At 58.3% G+C, this 20,778-nt stretch carries 17 protein-coding genes and 1 pseudogene; 1 reads left to right on the top strand and 17 read right to left on the bottom strand.

What is annotated here, in order from left to right:
* Positions 1–57: 57 nt before the first annotated feature.
* The 10 genes from QE435_RS18335 to dapA form a co-directional block, all read right to left on the bottom strand.
* A complete protein-coding gene (locus QE435_RS18335) occupies positions 58–3,009 on the bottom strand; it encodes a bifunctional [glutamine synthetase] adenylyltransferase/[glutamine synthetase]-adenylyl-L-tyrosine phosphorylase (RefSeq protein ID WP_349042245.1) in 2,952 nt (983 codons plus the stop codon).
* A gap of 179 nt (positions 3,010–3,188) precedes the next feature.
* Positions 3,189–3,680, bottom strand: coding sequence for a hypothetical protein (locus QE435_RS18330; protein WP_349042244.1), 492 nt, complete (start codon positions 3,678–3,680; stop codon positions 3,189–3,191).
* Positions 3,681–3,873: 193 nt separating this feature from the next.
* On the bottom strand, positions 3,874–5,289 hold the full coding sequence (locus QE435_RS18325; RefSeq protein ID WP_349042243.1) for a HAMP domain-containing sensor histidine kinase: 1,416 nt from the start codon (positions 5,287–5,289) through the stop codon (positions 3,874–3,876).
* A 2-nt stretch (positions 5,290–5,291) separates the two neighbouring features.
* A complete protein-coding gene (locus QE435_RS18320; protein ID WP_306934794.1) occupies positions 5,292–5,990 on the bottom strand; it encodes a response regulator transcription factor in 699 nt (232 codons plus the stop codon).
* A 286-nt stretch (positions 5,991–6,276) separates the two neighbouring features.
* Positions 6,277–7,827 carry a Do family serine endopeptidase gene (locus tag QE435_RS18315; RefSeq protein ID WP_306931791.1) on the bottom strand — a complete coding sequence of 517 codons (1,551 nt, stop codon included), beginning with the start codon at positions 7,825–7,827 and terminating at the stop codon, positions 6,277–6,279.
* 213 nt (positions 7,828–8,040) lie between these two features.
* Positions 8,041–8,811 carry an amino acid ABC transporter ATP-binding protein gene (locus tag QE435_RS18310; RefSeq protein WP_349042242.1) on the bottom strand — a complete coding sequence of 257 codons (771 nt, stop codon included), beginning with the start codon at positions 8,809–8,811 and terminating at the stop codon, positions 8,041–8,043.
* A 7-nt stretch (positions 8,812–8,818) separates the two neighbouring features.
* Entirely contained in the window at positions 8,819–9,481 is a 663-nt protein-coding gene (locus tag QE435_RS18305; protein ID WP_349042902.1) for an amino acid ABC transporter permease, read from the bottom strand.
* A gap of 56 nt (positions 9,482–9,537) precedes the next feature.
* On the bottom strand, positions 9,538–10,386 hold the full coding sequence (locus QE435_RS18300) for a transporter substrate-binding domain-containing protein (RefSeq protein ID WP_349042241.1): 849 nt from the start codon (positions 10,384–10,386) through the stop codon (positions 9,538–9,540).
* A gap of 80 nt (positions 10,387–10,466) precedes the next feature.
* On the bottom strand, positions 10,467–11,885 hold the full coding sequence (locus QE435_RS18295; RefSeq protein ID WP_349042240.1) for an FAD-binding oxidoreductase: 1,419 nt from the start codon (positions 11,883–11,885) through the stop codon (positions 10,467–10,469).
* A 10-nt stretch (positions 11,886–11,895) separates the two neighbouring features.
* Complete coding sequence (gene dapA / locus QE435_RS18290; RefSeq protein WP_349042239.1) at positions 11,896–12,795, bottom strand: 4-hydroxy-tetrahydrodipicolinate synthase; 900 nt, start codon at positions 12,793–12,795, stop codon at positions 11,896–11,898.
* Between the two features lie 245 nt (positions 12,796–13,040).
* Here dapA and QE435_RS18285 point away from each other — a divergent pair, with 245 nt between their 5' ends.
* On the top strand, positions 13,041–13,712 hold the full coding sequence (locus QE435_RS18285; protein WP_349042238.1) for an XRE family transcriptional regulator: 672 nt from the start codon (positions 13,041–13,043) through the stop codon (positions 13,710–13,712).
* A gap of 55 nt (positions 13,713–13,767) precedes the next feature.
* On the opposite strand, the gene QE435_RS18280 is transcribed toward QE435_RS18285, so the two are convergent.
* The 7 genes and pseudogenes from QE435_RS18280 to QE435_RS18250 form a co-directional block, all read right to left on the bottom strand.
* Positions 13,768–14,232 (bottom strand): cytochrome c-type biogenesis protein, encoded by a 465-nt coding sequence (locus QE435_RS18280; RefSeq protein ID WP_349042237.1) that lies wholly within the window; start codon positions 14,230–14,232, stop codon positions 13,768–13,770.
* A pseudogene (locus tag QE435_RS18275) lies at positions 14,229–16,221 on the bottom strand (heme lyase CcmF/NrfE family subunit). Before QE435_RS18275 ends, QE435_RS18280 begins: the two are co-directional and overlap by 4 nt.
* Positions 16,218–16,685, bottom strand: a complete 468-nt coding sequence (gene ccmE / locus QE435_RS18270) for a cytochrome c maturation protein CcmE (RefSeq protein WP_062425737.1) — start codon at positions 16,683–16,685, stop codon at positions 16,218–16,220. The pseudogene QE435_RS18275 and the gene ccmE overlap by 4 nt, the downstream one beginning before the upstream one ends.
* Positions 16,682–17,842 (bottom strand): c-type cytochrome biogenesis protein CcmI, encoded by a 1,161-nt coding sequence (gene ccmI, locus QE435_RS18265; RefSeq protein WP_349042236.1) that lies wholly within the window; start codon positions 17,840–17,842, stop codon positions 16,682–16,684. The genes ccmE and ccmI overlap by 4 nt, the downstream gene beginning before the upstream one ends.
* A 236-nt stretch (positions 17,843–18,078) precedes the next feature.
* Entirely contained in the window at positions 18,079–18,534 is a 456-nt protein-coding gene (locus QE435_RS18260; RefSeq protein WP_349042901.1) for a hypothetical protein, read from the bottom strand.
* A 135-nt stretch (positions 18,535–18,669) separates the two neighbouring features.
* The gene (locus QE435_RS18255; protein ID WP_306931772.1) at positions 18,670–20,070 is read right to left on the bottom strand and encodes a HAMP domain-containing sensor histidine kinase; all 1,401 of its coding nucleotides are present in this window, start codon (positions 20,068–20,070) and stop codon (positions 18,670–18,672) included.
* Positions 20,060–20,731: a response regulator transcription factor gene (locus QE435_RS18250; protein WP_306931771.1), complete on the bottom strand. Its 672-nt coding sequence runs from the start codon at positions 20,729–20,731 to the stop codon at positions 20,060–20,062. The genes QE435_RS18255 and QE435_RS18250 overlap by 11 nt, the downstream gene beginning before the upstream one ends.
* Between the last annotated feature and the right edge of the window lie 47 nt (positions 20,732–20,778).

Genomic DNA, 20,778 nt, shown 5'->3' with positions numbered 1-20,778 from the left:
GCTTGGTCGCACGATGGATGCGTAATCCTCCTCGCGCTAATGATGATGTGTCGAATGTCAGGAATCGCTTTTGGGGGAGACCAGTGCTGAAAAGGTCTTACGGACCGCTTTCGACAGCCGCTTCACCTCGCCTTCCAGCGTCGCAACATCCGGGCAGTCACCTGCCCTGCAGACGAGATCAATCAAGCCCGCAGGCGCCTGTTTCGGATCGAAATCCGTATCGATGCAGAGCCTTATGATCTGCGACAGTTCGGTGAAGAGCCGCATGGCTTCGATACAATCATCATGCGCCTGCGGTTCCATCGCTTCGGAGGCCATGCGCTTGAGTGCATCGGACGTGCTCTCTCCCGGCTCATGCGAAGGCAGATCTTTTGCTGGCGCAACCAGTGCCAGATACTGGGCGATGAATTCCAGATCGACCAATCCGCCGGGAATAAGCTTGAAATCCCACAGACTTTCGGCAGGTTTCTCCTTGTCGATAAGCTGGCGCATCTCCCGCACGTCAGCAGCGACCTTGGCCACGTCTCGCTTTTGCGACAGGACCGAGGCAATGATCCGATCCGCATCGGCCATCAAGGTTGCATCACCGCAGATCAGTCGGGCTCTAGAGAGCGCCAGATGCTCCCACGTCCAAGCTTCTTCGCGCTGATATTTCTCGAATGTGGAGATGCGCGTCGCCACCGGCCCCTTGTTGCCAGAGGGTCTGAGGCGCATATCGACCTCATAGAGTACGCCCTCGGCCGTCGGCGCGGAGAGTGCTGCGATCAATCGCTGGGTCACGCGGGTGAAGTAGCGCACCGCGTCGAGCGGCTTGGCCCCATCGGATTCGCCAGCTTCGTCGTCATAATCATAAAGCAGGATGAGATCGACATCGGAGCCGGCAGTCAGTTCAAAGGAGCCGAGCTTACCCATGCCGATGACGGCGACGCGTCCTCCCGGATAGGCTCCATGTGCCGTCGCCATTTCGACCAGCACGGCATTCAAGGCTGCTTCGATCACGAGATCGGCAAGGTGGGTGAAAGCGCGGCCCGCCACCTCGCCGGTAATGGCGCCGGTCAAAAGCCGGACACCAATCAGGAAGCGTTGTTCGGCAGCGAAAATCCGAAGCCGGTCGAGAATGTCCTCGTAATGGCGCGCAGGCGAGAGAAAACCCTTCATGCGCTGGGAGAGATAATCGCGCGTCGGTATCTCGGTCATCAGCGCCGGGTCAAGCATGCCGTCGAAGACATGCGGTCGTGCCGCGATGATTTCTGCCAGTCGCGGGGCTGACGACATGATCGTAACCAACAGAGACAGGAGCGCTGGATTATTACCCAGAAGTGAGAACAGTTGGATGCCAGCTGGCAGCCCGGACAGGAAGTTGTCGAAGCGGAGCAGTGCCTCGTCGGCGCGCTTGCTCTCGCCGAAGGCCTTCAGCAGGTCCGGCGTCAACTCTGTCAGTCTCTCGCGCGCCTCGACCGATTGCGTCGCGCGGTAGCGGCCATTGTGCCAGGTGCGGATCACCCGCGACATGTCTTCAGGACGCTCGAAACCAAGTCTTTCCAATGTCTTCAGTGTATCAGGGTCATCCTTTTGACCGGTAAAGACAAGGTTGCCGCTCTCGCCGGAGAGCTTCGTTTCCTGTTCGAAGAGCGCGGAGTATTTGCGCTCCACCAGCCGCAGAACGTCTTCCAGCTTTTCGGAGAAGGCTTTGGTGTCGGCAAAGCCGAGCATGAAGGCGATGCGCTTTAGTTCGGCTTCGGTATCCGGCAGGATATGCGTCTGCTCGTCGCGAACCATCTGGATGCGGTGCTCGACCTCGCGCAGGAACCAATAGGCCTCCGTCAGGCTGTCACGGGTTTCCGCATCGATCCATTTGGCATCCGTCAGCGCCGCAAGCGCTTCCTCAGTCGAGCGGACACGCAAGGGCGCCATGCGCCCGCCTGCGATCAATTGCTGCGTCTGGGCGAAGAATTCGATCTCGCGAATGCCGCCGCGTCCGAGCTTGACGTTATGCCCCTTCACCGCGATCGCGCCATGGCCCTTATGTGCATGAATTTGTCGCTTGATCGAATGGATATCGGCAATCGCGGCGTAATCGAGATATTTGCGGAAGACGAAGGGCGTCAGCTCGCGCAGGAAGCCTTCGCCTGCCTTGATATCGCCGGCCACAGGCCGCGCCTTGATATAGGCTGCCCGCTCCCAGTTCTGCCCCCTGCCCTCATAGTAGAGGAGCGCGGCGTCGACCGGTATGGCAAGCGGCGTGGAGCCGGGATCGGGACGAAGGCGAAGGTCGGTTCGAAACACATAGCCGTCGGCGGTCCGCTCCTGCATGATGCGGATCAGCCGCCGCATCATTCGGCCAAAGGTTTCCAGCGCATCCAGGGGATCGGGCACGATGCCAGCTGTGGGCTCGAAGAACACGACGGCGTCGATATCGGACGAATAATTAAGTTCGCGCGCGCCGAGCTTGCCCATACCAAGCACGATAAGACCCGAACCTTCGCTTGGAGTTAGCGGGTTCTTGAGGTTGAGCTTGCCACTATTATTGTTGGAGAGGAGCAGATGATCGATCGCCGCCGACAGCGCGGCGTCGGCGAGGTCGCTTAGCCATCGTGTCGTATCGCGGGCGGTAAAGATGCGGCCGAGATCGGCCAACGCGGCGATGAAGGCCAGGCGGCGTTTGGCGACGCGCAGCCTCGTCATCACCTCTGCCTCGGTCGGGATACGCCCATCCTCATCCGGTCGCCAGCAATCGCGTGCATCACGTACCAGGGTCTCGAGGATCGTCTCGACCGGCGCGGAAATCGCCAGCGTCAACAGACCCTCATCAGACACTGCCGCATCGCGCAGGTAGGGAGATAATGTGAAGGCGTGCGCAATAAATCCTTTGAGCGTACCCTCACTCGCCAGCAGATCGGCCACTGCTGGCTCGTTACACGCAATATCCTTCAAGGTGGACAGAACCGATTTCAGCTCGGTTTGCGTATAGGGACGTATCGTGTCCGGCTGAACCTCACTCAGTCGCATTCCTGCCTCCTCGTCCTCATTCCCATGTCCCGTCTACAGCATCGGCCCTAAAAATCGGAGTCGATTTTCGGAATGCATGGTGCGTCGGTTCGGAGAGGAGGATCCCTTGTGCACTTGGAGAAAACCACCGCAGACAGGCATTCGGTCTGGGCATCGCGTGTCACCGGTCGAGATCATAGTTAGTGAAGTGTCGCGTTTGCGGGTGCAGTCTCTGCCGCCTTGCCACCGACCTGCTTGTCCACGCCTAGAATACGAAGGCTGGCAAACATTTCCAGATAGCGCGCCCGGTTGCGTCGATAATCCTTCCGCGTCGTCGTCAATGTGATTTCGACACCGTATGTGCCTGCCACAAAGCAGGCGACGACGTAGGACCTCATTTTCCGGTCGGCCACCGACATGCCGACATACTCCCGACCAATGCCTCCGTTGTGAAGCAGAAACTCACGACCGCGCTGCTTGTAGACTCCTATTGCGCCGACCCCGTCAAAACGCGTATCGGCAAAGGGGCGCATTGCGACGAGCCTTTCGAATTGCCAGGCGGCACCGGCTAGAACAGGCCCATCCCCGTCAACGCCGACGAAGAAGAACTCTCCCTCGCTCTTATTCTGCCAATCAGCTGGGACCAGAATGGAAAAAGACCTGCCGGGCCCATAAATTTCCCGAATGACCACATCCCGCCTTCGCCTCGCGCGAAACGGCAACAGAAAAAGAAACCGAAGCGTAAAGGCAACCAGGCAGATGACGCCCAGAGCTTGCAGCCCCATGACAGCGACAACGAGATAGTCGAAAATCGAAGGTCTCCTGCCTGTTCTTCTCGGACCAACGGGACTTATCGCGAATATCGGCGCAAATCCAGCGGTGAACTCAGGGGTTTTGAGTGACGGGAAAGACCATGGAAACGGTTAGGCCCGGCGCATTTTCGTTGCCCGGATCGGTATCGGAGAGACAAAGTTCACCACTGTGAAGCTCCATCACCGCCTCCACCAGCGAGAGACCGAGGCCCGTTCCGGGCTTGGAGCGACTTTCATCCAGTCGCACGAAGCGTTTGGTCACTTCGCCGCGCTTTTCAGCTGGAACGCCGGGGCCGGTATCGGCAACCGAGAGGATGATGCCTTCCTCGCTTCGGCCAAGCTTTACAAAGAGCCGCTTTTCACCGTCATGCCCACCCGCATATTTGATGGCATTGTCGATCAGGTTGGTCAGGGCCTGGCCGATCAGCTCGCGATTTCCCTGCACCACAAGCCCCGGTTCGATGGCCGTCGTCAGCGTCAAGCCCTCCTCTTCCGCCACGGGCTCGTAAAGCTCGGCGCTGTCCTCCGCAATAGCCGAAATATCCACATCGGTCATTTCCGCGGCAATCGAGCCGGCCTCGACACGCGAGATCATCAACAGCGCGTTGAAGGTGCGGATCAACTGATCCGATTCGGCAATGATGCCCTCGAGCGCCGCCCGGCGCTTGTTCTCATCGCGGTCCTCGAGCGCATCGGCAGCCTTGTTGCGCAGGCGCGTCAGCGGCGTCTTCAGGTCGTGTGCAATATTATCGGAGACTTGGCGCAGGCCCTCATTCAGCTTTTCGATGCGCCCCAACATGGCATTGAGCGAGCCCGAAAGACGATCGAACTCGTCGCCTGAACGGCCTTGCGGCAGTCTCTGGGACAGATCGCCCGCCATAATCTTCTTCGTCGCAGCCGACATCCGGTCGAGCCGCCTCAGCGCGTTTTGTCCAATCGCAAACCAGATGATCAAGGCGCCCCCGCCCATGATGGCAAGCGCCACCATCAGCGCGTTGCGCACAAGGAGCCGGAACTTCGTCGGTTCACCCAGATCGCGGCCGATGAGGATACGAAGGCCATTGTCGAGAACGAAGATGTTTGCGGTCGCAAGATGTTTTACGCTGTCGCCACTTTCCGAGTATCGCTCATAGGTGAATGGAAACTCCGTCCAGCCTTCGCTGTCGAAAACGCCAGGCTGCACCGAGGCGACATTGCCGGCAAGGATTTCGCCATTGGGGCCTGCGATGACATAGAGGCTTGCACCTGGCTGGCGGGCGCGCCGTTCCATCATCCGCAAAAGCGGATTGATGCCACCGCGTTCGTAGATGCGCTGCACGTCGTTGACTTCCTGCAACACGGCATCGCGCGTCTGCTGGTTCAAGAGGCGCTCGGACAGCGCAGTCACATAGAAGACGAGGAAGGCGGCGCAGAGTGCGAAGAGCAGAATATAGAGTGCGGAGAGACGGACAGCGGTGGAACTGAAGAGCAGGCGCAGGCGTGAAGGCATGGCTAGCCTTCATCCTTCATCATATAACCAGCACCGCGGATGGTCTTCAGCAACGGCTTGTCGAAATCCTTCTCGATCTTGGAGCGCAGGCGCGACACGTGAACGTCGATGACGTTGGTCTGGGGATCGAAGTGATAATCCCAGACATTTTCCAACAGCATGGTGCGGGTCACCACCTGACCGGCGTTCTTCATCAGATATTCCAGCAGGCGAAATTCGCGCGGCTGCAAAAGGATCTCCTTGCCATTGCGGCGCACGTCATGAGAAAGCCGGTCGAGTTCGAGATCGCCCACACGATAGATCATATCCTGCTCGGGCTTGCCCTTGCGGCGGCCAAGCACTTCGATGCGGGCAAGGAGCTCGTTGAACGCATAGGGCTTGGGCAGATAATCGTCACCACCGGCGCGAAGACCGGTCACGCGGTCATCTACCTGACCAAGAGCGGAGAGAATGAGCACCGGGGTCTCGATGCCCTTTCTGCGCAATTCGGAAATAACGGAGAGGCCGTCGCGTCGCGGCAGCATGCGGTCGATGACCATGACGTCATAAACATTTTCGCAACCCATAAACAGGCCGCTTTCGCCATCACTGGCGTGGTCGACAACAATACCAGCTTCACGGAACGCCTTCGTCATATAGGCGGCAGCTTCCAAATCATCTTCAATAACAAGTATCTTCATGTGGGGAACATTAACGTCCATATCATCCAGCGCACAACTGGAAAGAGGTTCGCCCGGAGCATTATGCAGATGACTTTCCATGGATTGGCTCATGAGTTCTGCCATGACGATGTCTCCTGTCTGCCTGGCCTGCCACCATTATCAGGAGCGGTGTGCCGCTCACGGTGACTTCGGCCCAGGATGGCCGAAACCGGCCATCGGATCGCTGATCGTAAAACGCGAAGACGCCGCATGTTCGGGCAGCCTTCTCACTGTACTAAGACTAAAAACGAGAGGGGCAAAACGCCCCTCTCGCATGGTTGCTGGATCAACCCTGATCGATATCGAGGGCGATGAAGCGGCTGCCCTGCTCGGTTTCGATCTGGAACAGAGCCTTGGTGCGGCCGTCCTTCTTCGCCTGCGAGATCACCTTCTCGACATCGGCGGCAGACGCGACCTGCTGGTTGTTGACCGAGGTGATCTTTTCGCCCGTCTTCAGGCCGCGCGTTGCGGCATCGGAGTCCGGATCGACATCGGTGATGGCAAGACCTTTGCCATCTTCAGCAGGAGCCACCGTCAGGCCGAGGCTTGAGAGAGCTTTCTCGCTGGAGGACTGGCCACCACGACCGCTGTCATTCTGGCCCTGGGCACTTGCAGACGCGTCATCGCTTGCCAAATCACCCAGTGTGACGCTGACCGATTGCGACTTGCCATTGCGCCAGAGCGACAGTTCGACCTTGGTATTGGGTGCCAACGCGCCGATGCGGCGGGACAGTTCGCGTGCATCCTTGATCGGATCGCCATTGACCGCGGTGATAATATCACCCTGCTTGACGCCAGCCTTGTCACCGGGAGAACCCGGCTGCGGAGCAACGACCAAGGCACCCTTGGCTTCGGAGAGGCCGAGCGATTCGGCAATGTCCTTGCTGACAGGCTGGATCTGGACGCCAAGCCAGCCGCGTTCGACCTTACCGTCCTTCATCAGATCCTGAACGACATCCTTGGCAACGGATGCGGGGATCGCAAAGGCGATACCGACATTGCCGCCGGAGGGCGAGAAGATCGCGGTATTGATGCCGACCACTTCACCATTGAGGTTAAAGGCTGGGCCACCCGAGTTACCCCGGTTTACGGCCGCATCGATCTGCAGGTAGTCGTCATAAGGGCCGGAGCCGATGTCACGGCCACGGGCAGACACGATGCCGGAGGTCACGGTACCGCCAAGACCAAACGGGTTACCGACTGCCACGACCCAGTCGCCGACGCGGATTTTGCTATCATCGGCAAACTGCACATAGGTGAACTTGCGATTGACATCGACCTTCAGGACGGCAAGGTCGGTGCGCCGATCACGGCCGATAAGCTTGGCGTCGTATTCAGTGCCATCGTTGAGCACGACGGTATAGGCGGAGCCGTCATCGACGACGTGATTGTTGGTGACGATGTAACCGTCTTCGGAAATGAAGAAGCCGGAGCCTTGCGCAACCGGGCGAAGTGGACCTTTGCCTTCGCGGTGGCGGTTCGGCCCACGCTTGTCTTCATTGGCACCTGGACCACCGAATTCCTTGAAGAAGCGCTTCAGCGGATGGTCGTCAGGAAGCTGATCAAGACCGCGACCGCCGAATGAAAAACCGTTGCCGTCGTCGGAAACCGGCTCGACATTGGACTTGACGCGCACGGAGACGACAGCGGGAGAAACGGCGTCAACCACATTCGCAAAGCTCGGCACCTGAGGCGCATTAACCTCGACAGGTGCTGCAAAGGAACGGGCGATAGGCCCAGCGACGCCGGTGGTAAGCATCAGTGCGGCAAGACCGCCTACGGCCGAAGACTTCAGAATCGTCTTCAGCGAGGAGCGTCCGTTTTGCGATTGAGACATGTGAGTACCTTTTCTCTTCATCTGACTGGAACCTCCGAAGTGAACCGGAGTAGCGGTGGATGACGAAAGATATAGGGACTCTCACCTTACAGCGAAGTGTCTATGAAATGAAAAAATAGTAAGGTTGTTTCGAGTGTGCAGAATTGGGTAATCCACGACCAGCGAAGAGGATAAGCGGTGCGCTCAGTCTGCCCTCCTCACTCTGCGTGCTGATCAACCTCTTGTATGGAAATGCTTCAAGAAGGAGCGTGTCGCCTCCTCTCTCGGACTATCGACGACATCACGGGCAGGTCCCTCCTCGACAATCACACCATCGCGCATGAACACAATCGTATCGGCGACTTCGCGTGCGAAGGCGATCTCGTGGGTGACGATGATCATGGTCATGCCTTCAGCCGCCAGATCTTTCATCACATTCAGGACTTCGGAAACCAGTTCGGGGTCAAGTGCTGATGTAGCCTCATCGAACAGCATGACCTCCGGCTCCATGGCTAGCGCACGGGCGATCGCCACGCGCTGCTTCTGGCCACCGGATAAACGCTGCGGATAAACATCCGCCTTGTCGGCCAGGCCCACCTTGGCGAGCAGGTTGCGCGCCAGCTTGGCGGCCTCCGCCTTGGGCATGTTTTTGGCCGAAACCGGTCCCTCCATAACGTTGCGAAGTACGGTCATATGGGGAAAAAGGTTGAAATGCTGAAAGACCATGCCGGTGCCAGACCGGAAACGCGCCTGCTCTCTGGCGGATGGCAGGCTCGTTCCTTTGCCGAAGGTAAAGCTATCCTGCCCGACCCTCACCCGACCGTCATCCGGTGTGACGAGGAGGTTGATGCAGCGCAGCAGAGTCGACTTCCCAGAACCCGACGGACCGATCAACGCGACAACGGCGCCCGGTGAGATTTTAAGGTTGATGTCACGCAACACAACCAGATCACCATACTGCTTCTTGAGTGCGCTGATTTCAATTTTGTATTGTTCCGTGGTCATGGCGCCCTCAATCACTCATCCGCAGGGATTTCTCGCTTTTCTTGACTATCGCCGTCAGCGGCACGAGCACGACAAAGTAGATGACCGCGATGATGGTGTAGACTTCCAGCGGGCGATAGGTTTCGGTCGCTGCCGATTGACCCTGGTACAGCAGGTCAGGCACCGCCAGGACGGACACCAGCGAGGTGTTCTTGAACTGGATGATGGATTGGTTCATCAGCGGCGGGATCATCTGCTTTATGGCTTGAGGAAGCACGATGCGACGCATGACCTTGCCCGGAGTCAGCCCCAGGGCAAGGCCGGCTTCCCACTGGCCCGAGTCGATTGACTGTATCCCGCCGCGAATGACCTCGGCATAGAAGGATCCCCCGTAAAGCGACAGAGTGAGGATCGATGCGATTATGGCGCTGATTTCGATGCCTGTCAGAATGGGCAACGCATAATAGAACCATAGCAGTTGAACGAGAAGCGGTGTGCAGCGAAACAGCTCGATGTAGCCCCAGGACGCCCATCTCAGGATCTCTGAGCGAGACAGTTGAGCGAGCCCCGCAATGAGCCCCACCAGCAAACCTAGAACGACGACGGCGGCCGTGAGCCCAATCGTTACGAGCGTTCCCTGGAGCAGGAGCCAACGATAGCCCCAAAGGATGTTGAAATCCCATTGATACATCACGATCCGCTTTCATTCGAAGCTGCGCCGGTATCAACCGAGCGCTGCTCATCCAATTAGAAGGTTACGCCTTTGGGAAGATCGTCCAGTGAAATGTTAACCTGCACCAGGCTGTCCAGCACCGCCTGGCGAATGATCCCGAGGCCTTGTGCATAAACAATCCAGGTATTGAGGAAATCGCGCATGGTTTTATCTGTCTCACGACGAACGGCAGCGTTCGAGGTGGAACCGAACAGCGGTGTCGGGGCGATACATGTTCCAAGGCGAGGATTAGCCTTAACGGCCTTGACGCCACCTTGCCAGAAGATCGACTGAGCATCTGCCCGGCCTGTCGCCAACGCCATCGTCGCCTCGTCGAGGGATTTCATGCGCATGATCGTCGCATTTGGGCAGAGGCGCGAAGCAACCTGATCATGTGCAGAACCCATATCGACTGCGATCTTGACCTCGGGCTTGTTAAGATCCGCCCAGGTCTTGGGCTCGAAGCCCGGCTTGGCGATCACTGTCAGAGCGCTGTTGTAAACCGGCACTGTAAAATCAACTGCCAATGCACGCTTCGGCGTCGGGTTCATGCCAAACATCACGTCGAGCTTGTTGGCCTGCAGGTCCAGGATGGCATTTCCCCAGGTCGTCTCCACCATTTCCAGCTCGACTTCCATATCGGTCGCAAGAGCCTTGCCGATGTCGTAGAATTGGCCGCCCCACTGGCCGGTCGTCTTGTCTCTCACCGTCCAAGGTGCGCCGGTGGGAACGCCACCGATACGCAGCTTCTTGGCGCTGATGACCTGCTGAAACGTGTTTCCCGCAGCGGCCTGTGCCTCGGCCGAACGCGTAGTTGCGCCCACGACCGCTGCAGCCAGTGCCCCACCGCCGAGAAGTCCTGCAAATTCTCTTCTTGAAACCATGCTTATTCCCCTTCTTTGCTTTTGATTGCGGACCGACGATGGCCTCTGTCCTACAATGCCAGGCACCATGCCTGGACACCTTACCTCCTAAGCAGGACACCCGGATTCAGTCTGTTTTCCGGATCGAAAACCTGCTTGACCTGCTGCATCAGCTGATAACGAAGAGGATCAACGAGACGCATGAGTTCTTCAGGAAGCTTTCTCCCGATGCCATGCTCGGCGCTGAACGTGCCGTTAAAGCTCGCCCCTACATCGTGAATGGCTTGCTCAACCTGAAGGGCGAATGCGTCTTTGTCGGCGATCTCGGCCCAGTCATCATGTGAGAACATCAGGATGTAGTGAACATTGCCGTCCCCCAGGTGGCAGACGACCTGGGTTTGTGCCCGCGGAAACCGCTCGGCGGACACTTTATCGGCCGCGTCAATGAAAGCGGGAACAAGGGACGTACGCACCGCGACATCGTGAACAATGCCGATGCCTTCCTTTTTGTTGGCTTCTGACACGGAATGCCGGACGTGCCATATCTCTTCTGCCTGCTGCTGGGAGCTTGCGATTACGGCATCCCGGATGAGGCCACCCTCAAGGCCCGCTTCAAGTACCTCACCCATCATAGCATCGAGGTCGGTATGTGTGTCTGATGTACTCAGCTCAACCATCAACGACCACAGCGGCACCTGAGAAAATGGAATGCGCACCCGATCGATATGACGTTGCACAAGTTCAAACTGCGAAGCGGAGACGAGTTCGAAGGCCTCGATGAATTGACCAGCTGTAGCCTTAAACAGAGACAGGAGCTTGACGGCATCGTCCGGCGAGGCGACATCGATCCATGCATGGGCGCTGTTGGATTGTTTGGGGAACAGCTTCAAAGCAGCACCCGTGATAATCCCAAGCGTCCCTTCCGCCCCGATAAATAGCTGCCGTAGCATGTAACCGGTATTGTCTTTACGCAGTGCAGCCAGATCCCTGATGATGCGCCCGTCTGCCAGAACTACCTCGAGACCCGCAACCAGATCCCGCATCGGACCATAGCGGACGACAGCGGTGCCTCCTGCGTTCGTCGAGATCAGCCCACCAATCTGCGCGCTCCCGTCGCTGCCGAGGTGCATCGGGAACTGGCGCCCGACATCGTCAGCTACCGCATGCACATCGGCCAGAATAGCGCCAGCATCAATGGTGATAATGTCCGACACGACATCAATATCGCGAATTTGGTTCATCCTGCGCAGTGACAGAACGATACCGGGCTTTTCCGGGTTTCCACTTTCAGGCACGGCTCCGTAGCAAAGTCCAGTGTTGCCGCCCAAGGGGAAGACGGGCTGCCGCATGTGCGCCGCAACCTTCATCACCTCAGACACCTCCTCGGTCGACGCAGGAAGAACGACGCAGACTGCCTTGCCTTGCTTGCGTTCGCGCCAGTCGGTGACATAGGGAAGCATGTCCGTCGCGTCGGTTATGAGACCTTTCGGACCAACGATCTGCAGCAGCCGATCTATCATCGCAAACCCCTCAGGCTAGGTTGACGAGTTTCGCTTGTTTGACGACAGCCTGCAGCTTGGCGAGGGTCGCTTGTGTCGGGTCCTGCAATGGCAATCTCACGCTGCCGACAGGCATGCCCGCGAGTTCCATATATTTTTTAAGCGGACCAGGGTTGGTTTCGAGGAAGATCGTTTTCACCACGTCATTGACAGGCGCCTGAAGGGCGAGAGCTTCCGTCAGCTTACCCTTGCTTGCCATCTCGAAAACATCCACCCAAACCCTCGGATAGATCGTGGCCGACGCGAGAACACCGCCCCGGGCGCCTAGGGCGACATGTGTTGCAAACAGGGACTCTTCTCCGCTCAAGATCGCGATCTCGCTGCCTGCAGCTTTCACGGTTTTGATAAATTCCGGCACATCGTAAGATGAATACTTCATCCCAATGATCGAATTGTCCTCTGCCATGCCGGCAATCGTCTCTGCGGTAACAGAAACATTGGTGCGATAAGGGATCTGGTAAAGGAGAACCGGGAGATCGACGTCCTGCCGGTATTGCTTGAAATAGGATCTGATCGCGTCCTGGGTTCCGGTTGCGTAATAGGGCGTGACCGTCATGACCGCTGAAGCGCCAGCTGCCGCAAAGTCCTTGCCTGCCTCGACGGCGTCCTGATAGCCCGGCGAAACGACGCCTGGGATAACCGGACGACCTTCGGCAGCTTCCACGCAGACTTCGACGACGGTTTTGCGTTCCGATCTTGACAGAGCGGCATACTCGCCGGTTCCACCGATCGGCACGATCCCGGACGCCCTATTATCCAGTTGGAACCGCACGAGCTTCCTGAGAGAAGCGATGTCGACCGACTTGTCCTCCTTCAGCGGTGTGACGATGGCCGTATAGAGGCCGCGGATGCTTTCTGCGGATAACGTCATTTATTCAAATGTCCCTGCAAAAGGACAGGCGCGAAGACGCAAGGATATCTTGTGTGATCGCGGCCGTTCCCCGGTTTTCTCGTTGTGTTGATCGCTTCACTATTGCAATGATTTACGACGAAACATTACATGTCAATCCTTTTGGATAAAAAATTCACTATAGGAAAAATTTGTAGCTTCAGATAAAAATCGGATTTCATCGCGCTCCGACCTTTGTCTGGTTACAGATGTGGAAAGGATCATTCATGACGGAGAAGATCATGCCGAGCCAAGCCCCGCGGGGACAAGGTCTTGTAATTCAAGATGTTGTGCGTCTGCATACTGACGAAAGCGTCCGTATACGGGAGACCAGTCCGGCCGACGTAGACATTGGGGCACGTCTTTACGACATCCGCAAAGGCAGAAAGCTTACCCTACAGGACATCAGCAGGGCCACAGGAGTATCTGCGTCCGCTTTCTCAAAAATTGAGCGCAACGAGCTTTCGCCTACTATCGGAACCTTACAGCGCATCGCTCAGGGTCTAGGCGTCGATATGATGGAGCTCTTGAGCGATCAGAGCAGCAACCAGCAAACCTACGGACGGCGTAGCATCACCCGCGCTGGCGACGGAAAGCAGCACGATTCGAATACCTGCGCTAACACTCTTCTGTGTTCCGACCTGCGAAACAAGAAGATGACGCCGATTTTGACTTATGTGTCCGCCCGCTCACCGGATGATTACAAGGCCTGGGCAAAATCGGAAGCAGAAATATTCCTGACCGTGCTTGAAGGAACCTTGGTTGTGCACAGCAGAATTTATGAGCCACTCGTGCTCAGCACCGGCGACTCCTATTACTATGACGCCAATGTGGAGCATGCTTGGACCTCTGCGAGTGAAAAAGATGCAAAGGTTCTTTGGGTACTGGCCGTTTCTTAACGTCCTGGCCCGAATCATCTCGGACCGTCCCGGACGAGCGCAAACGGCCAAAAAGCTAGCGCTCCAACAGTTCGCGAATGCGCGCCTCTTCATCCGCCGTCAGTTTCTGGCCTTCCGAGAGCGCGGCGCGGCGACGGGAGAAGATGAAGACCGCCGCACCGCCGATCAGGAGAAGACCGACCGGCGCGCCCCATAGAGCCAGCGTCCTTGCGCTGAAGCGCGGCTTCAGCAGCACGAACTCGCCATAGCGCGAGACGACATAGTTGATGACAGCGTCGTCGCTGTCACCCTTCACCAACCGATCGCGGACGAGAAGACGCAGGTCGCGGGCAAGCTCCGCATTGCTGTCATCGATCGACTGATTTTGGCACACCATACACCGCAACTGTGCGGTCAGATTGCGCGCCCTTGCTTCGAGCGCAGGGTCAGAAAGGACTTCGTCCGGGTTGAAGGCGAACGCTGGGAGGGCGCTGAGCGTCAGAATGATGAGCAGAGATAATCTTGCCAGCATCGCTCTCATTCCGCCGGCTCCAGGCTTGCAGCTTTCGCATGTTTAGCCTTGCGGCTCGGCGCGCCCACACGCAGGCGTCGGTCGGAGAGCGAGATGAAACCCACCCAGCATCATGAACAGCGTACCGCCCCAGATGCAGAGGATGAATGGCTTCCACCAGATCCGCACGACGATACCACCATCCTGCATGGGGTCGCCGAGAGAGACATAGAGTTGGGAGAGACCGAAGGTCATGATGCCAGCCTCCGTCGTCGGCATACGGCGCGCCGTATAGAGGCGCTTGGAGGACCAGACATCGCCCGCTTCCACACCGGCCTTGCGGGCGGTGAAGTGGCCGCGATCCTCGGTGTAATTCGGGCCGACGTGATGGCGGATGCCGTCGAAAGTCAAGCTGTAGCCACCTGCCTCCACCACCATGCCCTGCTTCATCTCGACGACGGTTTCCGTCTCAAAGGTCGTCACAGTGACGATGCCGAGCACCGTCACACCCAGGCCGATATGTGCCAGCGCCGTGCCGAAAGCCGAACGCGGCAGGCCCTTGAGGCGGCGCAACGCCACGCCGAGCGCCAGCTTGCCGAAGTTGGCGCGATACCAGAGATCGGCAAGCGCACCGAAGATCAGCCAAAAGCCTGCCGCAATACCGAGTGCTGCCAGTACTGGCCCGCCATGCTCGATGTACCAGAGCGCCAGTCCCGCGAGCGCCGCCAGAGCCGCAACCACATACAGCCGCTGGAAGGCGCCCAAAAGATCGCCGCGCTTCCAGGCAAGCATGGGCCCGAAGGGGGTGACGATCAGAATCGGGATCATCAACAGGCCGAAAGTGATGTTGAAGAAGGGGGCGCCGACAGAGATCTTCTCGCCGGTCAGGGTTTCGAGAACCAACGGATAAAGCGTGCCGATCAAAACGGTGGCGGTAGAGACCGTCAGGATCAGATTATTCAGAACCAGCGCGCCCTCGCGCGAAATCGGCGCAAACAGGCCACCTGCCTTCAACGCGGGAGCGCGCCAGGCAAAGAGCGAAAAGGCGCCGCCAATGAAGATCATCAGGATGCAGAGGATGAAGATACCGCGGCTCGGATCGGTGGCGAAGGCGTGCACCGAGGTCAATACGCCGGAGCGGACGAGGAAGGTGCCGAGCAGGGACAGCGAGAAGGTCATGATCGCCAGAAGCACGGTCCAGATCTTCAGCGCCTCGCGCTTTTCCATGACGAGCGCCGAATGCAGAAGCGCAGTTCCCGCAAGCCAAGGCATGAAGGAGGCGTTTTCCACCGGATCCCAGAACCACCAGCCACCCCAGCCAAGTTCGTAATAGGCCCAGTAGGAGCCCATGGAGATACCCGCCGTCAGGAAGGTCCAAGCGGCCAGCGTCCATGGCCGCACCCAGCGGGCCCAGGCGGCATCGATGCGGCCTTCCATGAGGGCGGCAACGGCGAAGGAAAAGCAGACGGAGAAGCCGACATAGCCGAGGTAAAGCAGCGGCGGATGGATGGCGAGACCGAAGTCCTGGAGGATTGGATTGAGATCCTGTCCCTCAGCCGGCACGGGATCAAGACGCAGGAATGGATTGGAGGTCAACAGAATGAACAGCAGGAAGGCCGTGCTGATCCAGGCCTGCACCGAGAGCACATTGGCTTTCAACGTATCGGGCAGATTGCGGCCATAGACGGAAACCAGCGCGCTGAAAAACACCAGGATCAGAAGCCAGAGCAGCATGGAGCCTTCATGGTTGCCCCATACGCCGGTGAGCTTGTAGATCAATGGCATCAAAGAGTGCGAGTTCTCGAAGACATTCTTCAACGAGAAGTCGGAAACCGCATAGGCATGCGTCAGCGCACCGAAGCTGAGACCCACCAGAAGAAACATCAGAAGCGAGCCGGTGGACGCGACATCCATCAGCGCCCGATCGTGACGGCGAACGCCGATGACCGGCAGGATGGAGACGACGACGGACACCGCGAGAGCGAGGATCAGACAGTAGTGACCGATTTCACTGATCATTTGGTCGCCCCGGTCTTGTTGCCATCTTGCGTCTGCTGCCAAAGTCCCTTGTCTTTCAACCGGTCGGCGACTTCTTTCGGCATGTAGTTCTCGTCATGCTTGGCAAGCACGCTATCTGCCATGAAGGCATGAGTCGCAGCATCGAACACGCCCTCCGTCACCACGCCTTGGCCCTCGCGAAAAAGATCCGGCAGGATGCCGGTGTAGCTGACTGGAACGCTTCCAGACCCGTCCGTCACGGTGAAACTGACGGTGCGGCCTTCGCCACGCTTAACCGATCCTTCGGCCACTAGGCCGCCGAGGCGGATGCGCGTACCCGGCGCGACGGAGGTCTTTTCGAGATCAACTGGCATGTAGAAGTACGCGATGGACTGGCCGAAGGCGAACATTACCAGAAATACGGCAAGCATGATGAAGCTCACGCCACCACCGATGATCGCCAATCGCTTCTGTTTGCGCGTCATTGCGTCACTCCCTCGGCCGGAATGCCAAGTTGTTGCGCCAAGGCCAGCAGTCTCTTGCCCTGCTCTCCTGCAGGTGGAAAGGCTTTCAGCCCATTCTGCAATGCTTCCTTCGCCTTGCTTTCATTGTTCAGCATGGCATAGGAGCGCAATAGCCGCATCCACCCTTCAAAATTGTCGGGTTGCTCACGAAGTTTGCCGTCGAGACTTTCCACCATTCCGGCAATCATCGCCTTGCGATCCTCTGGAGCCATGGCGTTGGCAGCCTCAATATCCTCAGCGGTTGGATTACCCGGTGTTTCGGGCATTGGCGCGGCAGCAACCGCTGCATCACCGCCGGTTGCCTCCAGATGCGCCTTGACGAGCGGTATCCAGGGCGCTCCGGCTGGAGAGGCCTTCAAGATCGCGGCGAAGGCGTCGCGCGCTTCATCCTTCTTGCCAGCCTGCTCCAGCGCAAGCGCCAGATAGAACTGCGCGCGCGGATTGCCGGGCCGCAACTTTTCCGCATCGGCAAAGGCCGATTGAGCTTCCTGCGTGACGATGCCTTGGTTGGCTGTAACCAGCGTTTCGGCCAGTCCCGTCAGCCGCTCGGGGCTATCGCCGAGCAAGCGTATGGCGTTTCGATAGGCCATTTCGGCATCGCCAAGGCGCATCGTCTTGAAGTAGATCGGCGCCAGCACGTCCCATCCATTGCCGTCCTGGGGGTTCTGCGCTAGATGCCGCTCCGCCTTTGCGATCAAAAGGTTCATGTCGCTGCCGGGATTTTCCAGACGCGCTTCCAACGGCATGTCCGGATGATTGGGGCTACCCATGAACAAGTAAAGACAGAGACCTGTGACCGGCAGAGCTGCTGTCACAAGGGTTGCGATTACATTATGTCGGCGAGCGGTTAAGGCAGTATCGTGCTCACTCCTTGCCGACGCAGCAGTCAGCAGACGACGGCCGATCTCGGCGCGCGCATATTCCGCTTCCGTTTCTCCGATCAGACCGGATGCGCGTTCGCGCTCGAGCTCTGCCAGCTGATCGCGATAGACGGCAACCTCTCCTTCTCGATCAACAACGGCTCGATCGACAACGACGTCCTGCCTGCTGCGCATCAGAGGATGGGTGAGAATAATAGCGACAGCCGCGGTCAATATGGCAACGAGAATCCAGAACATTCCCAATCAACTACTCGAATGCGCGCTGCTTTGGAACAAGCCGCAACGGGATGACACGAATTTGAGGCCACCGGCCGCGCGACGTTCTCTCACAGGAAGAGGTACGACTTCCTTGACACAAGTCAAATGGAAGCATTCGCTTCTGCCGGAATGATCACGCAGCGACCTATCGCAAGCGCGAACCTGCGCGCGAAAACCGCGCTCACTCGCCAGGAGGGATGGTCAGACCGAGGACGTTAGGTCAGGGGTGTCCAGGTTCCGTCCGCATTGCGGCAGGCCGCACCGCGTACCTTCGCCTCGCGGCCATTGTCATTGATCGTATGGGAATACTGACGGCAGTTCTGGTTGCCCACCTGGTAGGGCGCGTTGGCGATAACCTCACCACTGGCGCTGCCGCTCCAGGTCACGGCCTGTCCACCGGGTGCGGTTTCGAGCGCACGATACTCCGCTTCCAGAGCCTTATTGTAATCGCCACGGCTAAGCTGGATGCCACTGCGCGACACGATACCGCCCTGCAGGTTGGCTATATACGACACGGAAGAGGATCCGCGGCTTCCAAACAGGCCTCCACCACTTGCCGAACCACGGGTGTTTGAGGTGGTGCAGGAACTAAGAACAGAAACGACGATCAGGGACAGCACAACCGGTCGCGCCAAGCGAGACCCCGTTACTCTCACATCTGCACTGCACATCGCTTCCATCAAAACACCACTCCTTGCCAACGCTGAACTGCTGCTAAGGCCTGCCTAGCAACGGCATCGCGCCGCATGTCATCAGGCATATCCCCATCAGTCTTCCGGCTTGAATTAATTGCCTTTTCGCGTGTCTTAAGCAAGCTCTTTCGATAGGCCCGGCAAAAGCAGCGTGGCCTTCAATCCGCCGAGTTCGCTACGCGACAGGGTGAACCTGCCATGGTACTCGGAAACCACTTCGCTGACGATCGACAGACCAAGACCAGTGCCCGGCCTGCTTTCGTCGAGCCGTCGACCGCGCTTCAGCGCCTCGGTGATCTGGTCGGGTTCGAGACCCGGTCCATCGTCCTCGACAGTTAACTCGATCCAAGCGCGGCGCGTAATGTCAGGATCGGAGGATGGATGGCTGCCATTGGTCATGCGCACGACAATATGTTTGTCAGCGAAGCGGGCAGCATTTTCGAGAAGATTGCCGACAACCTCTTCCAGATCCTGCTGCTCCATGGCGAGAAGGGTGCCGGGTTGGTGGAGATCGAGTTCGAAGGCCTTGTCGGGATTGAGGCGCCGCATCACCCGGATCAGGCGCTCCAGCGCAGGTTCGGCCTCCGCTCGGGCGAGGATCGAGCCGCGCTGGGCAGCGATACGAGCACGCGACAGATAGGATTGGACCTGTGCCTGCATGGCGTCCGCCTGGGCTCGGACCAAATCTCCGTGCTGGCTGTCCAGCGTGCGCGCCTCATTCAACAGCACTGCGATCGGCGTTTTCAAGGAGTGGGCCAGGTTACCCACCTGCATCCGGGCGCGTTCGACGATGCGCCGGTTGCTCTCGATCAGCGCATTGACCTCATGCGCCAGCGGCTGGATTTCACGCGGAAATTCACCTTCCAGCCGCTCGGCCTCACCACCGCGAATCTTCCCGAGTGCCACGCGAGCACGGTCGAGTGGACGAAGACTATAGAGAATCGCAAGACCGTTGACGACGAGGCTGCCGACTCCGAAGACGGCAAGCGCCAAATAAAGGCTATTGGAAAAATCACGCACGTCGTCCTCAACGACGTTGAGGTTGCCGGTCACACGAAACCGTGCGGCCCTGCCCTCTCCATCCAGCACGACTTCGGTCTCAGCCACCTGAATGCGGTTTCCGGCCTGATCGGTCAGCGTGTAATAACGCTCGTAGCGATTGTCGAAGGGAACATCGAGAATGCTCGGAACGGCAAGCTTGGAAACACCGAGCGAAGAGGAGACCAAAGGGGCCGTCTGGAAGTTGCCGAGCGGTTCCACCACCCAGTACCAGCCCGTATCCGGCTGGGAAAAGCGCAGGTCTCCGAGCTGTGGGCTACCGGCCAAGGTGTTCTCGTTGGAGATCGTCACCGAATTGATGACGTTGTAAAGCTGTGCGCGCAGCAGATCGGTAAAGCTGCGCTCGACGCCCTGGCGATAGAGCGTCGAAATCACCACCGCAATCACCACCAGTGCCAGCACGGACCATGCCGAGGCCAGCAAGAGAACGCGGGCGGTGAGTGAATTACTTCGCATCTTGCGGTGCTTGCATCCGGTAGCCGAGACCGCGAATGGTCTCGATCAGATCGACACCGAGCTTCTTGCGCAGGCGCCCGACGAAAACTTCGATCGTGTTGGAATCGCGGTCGAAATCCTGGTCGTACATGTGCTCGACCAGCTCGGTGCGCGAGACGACCTCGCCCATGTGATGCATAAGGTAGGAAAGCAGACGGAACTCGTGCGAGGTCAGCTTCAAGGTCACACCGTTCACGGTTGCCTTGGATGACTTCGTGTCGAGCCTTACCGGGCCGCAGATGATCTCGGAAGACGCGTGGCCTGCTGCACGGCGAATCAGCGCACGCACGCGGGCCAGCACTTCTTCCACATGGAAAGGCTTGGTTACGTAATCATCGGCGCCAGCATCGATGCCGGCCACCTTATCGCTCCAGCGATCGCGCGCGGTCAGGATCAAAACCGGCATGGACTTGCCAGCAGAGCGCCATTTCTCGACCACGGTGATGCCATCCATCTGCGGCAAACCGATATCGAGCACAATCGCGTCATAGGGCTCGGTATCGCCGAGGTAGTGGCCTTCCTCGCCGTCGAACGCCTGATCGACCACATAGCCCGCTTCTTTCAGCGCGTCGGTCAGTTGCCGGTTGAGGTTGGTATCGTCCTCGACCACGAGAATGCGCATCGTCTGCCCCTTTTCAGTCCAACCGGCAGCAGAGCCGGCACTCGAAA

The organism is Agrobacterium sp. SORGH_AS 787 (assembly GCF_030819035.1).
Taxonomy (GTDB): domain Bacteria; phylum Pseudomonadota; class Alphaproteobacteria; order Rhizobiales; family Rhizobiaceae; genus Agrobacterium; species Agrobacterium larrymoorei_B.
Note: the sequence above shows the minus strand (reverse complement) of the source record. Positions and strands in the feature narration are given on the sequence as shown.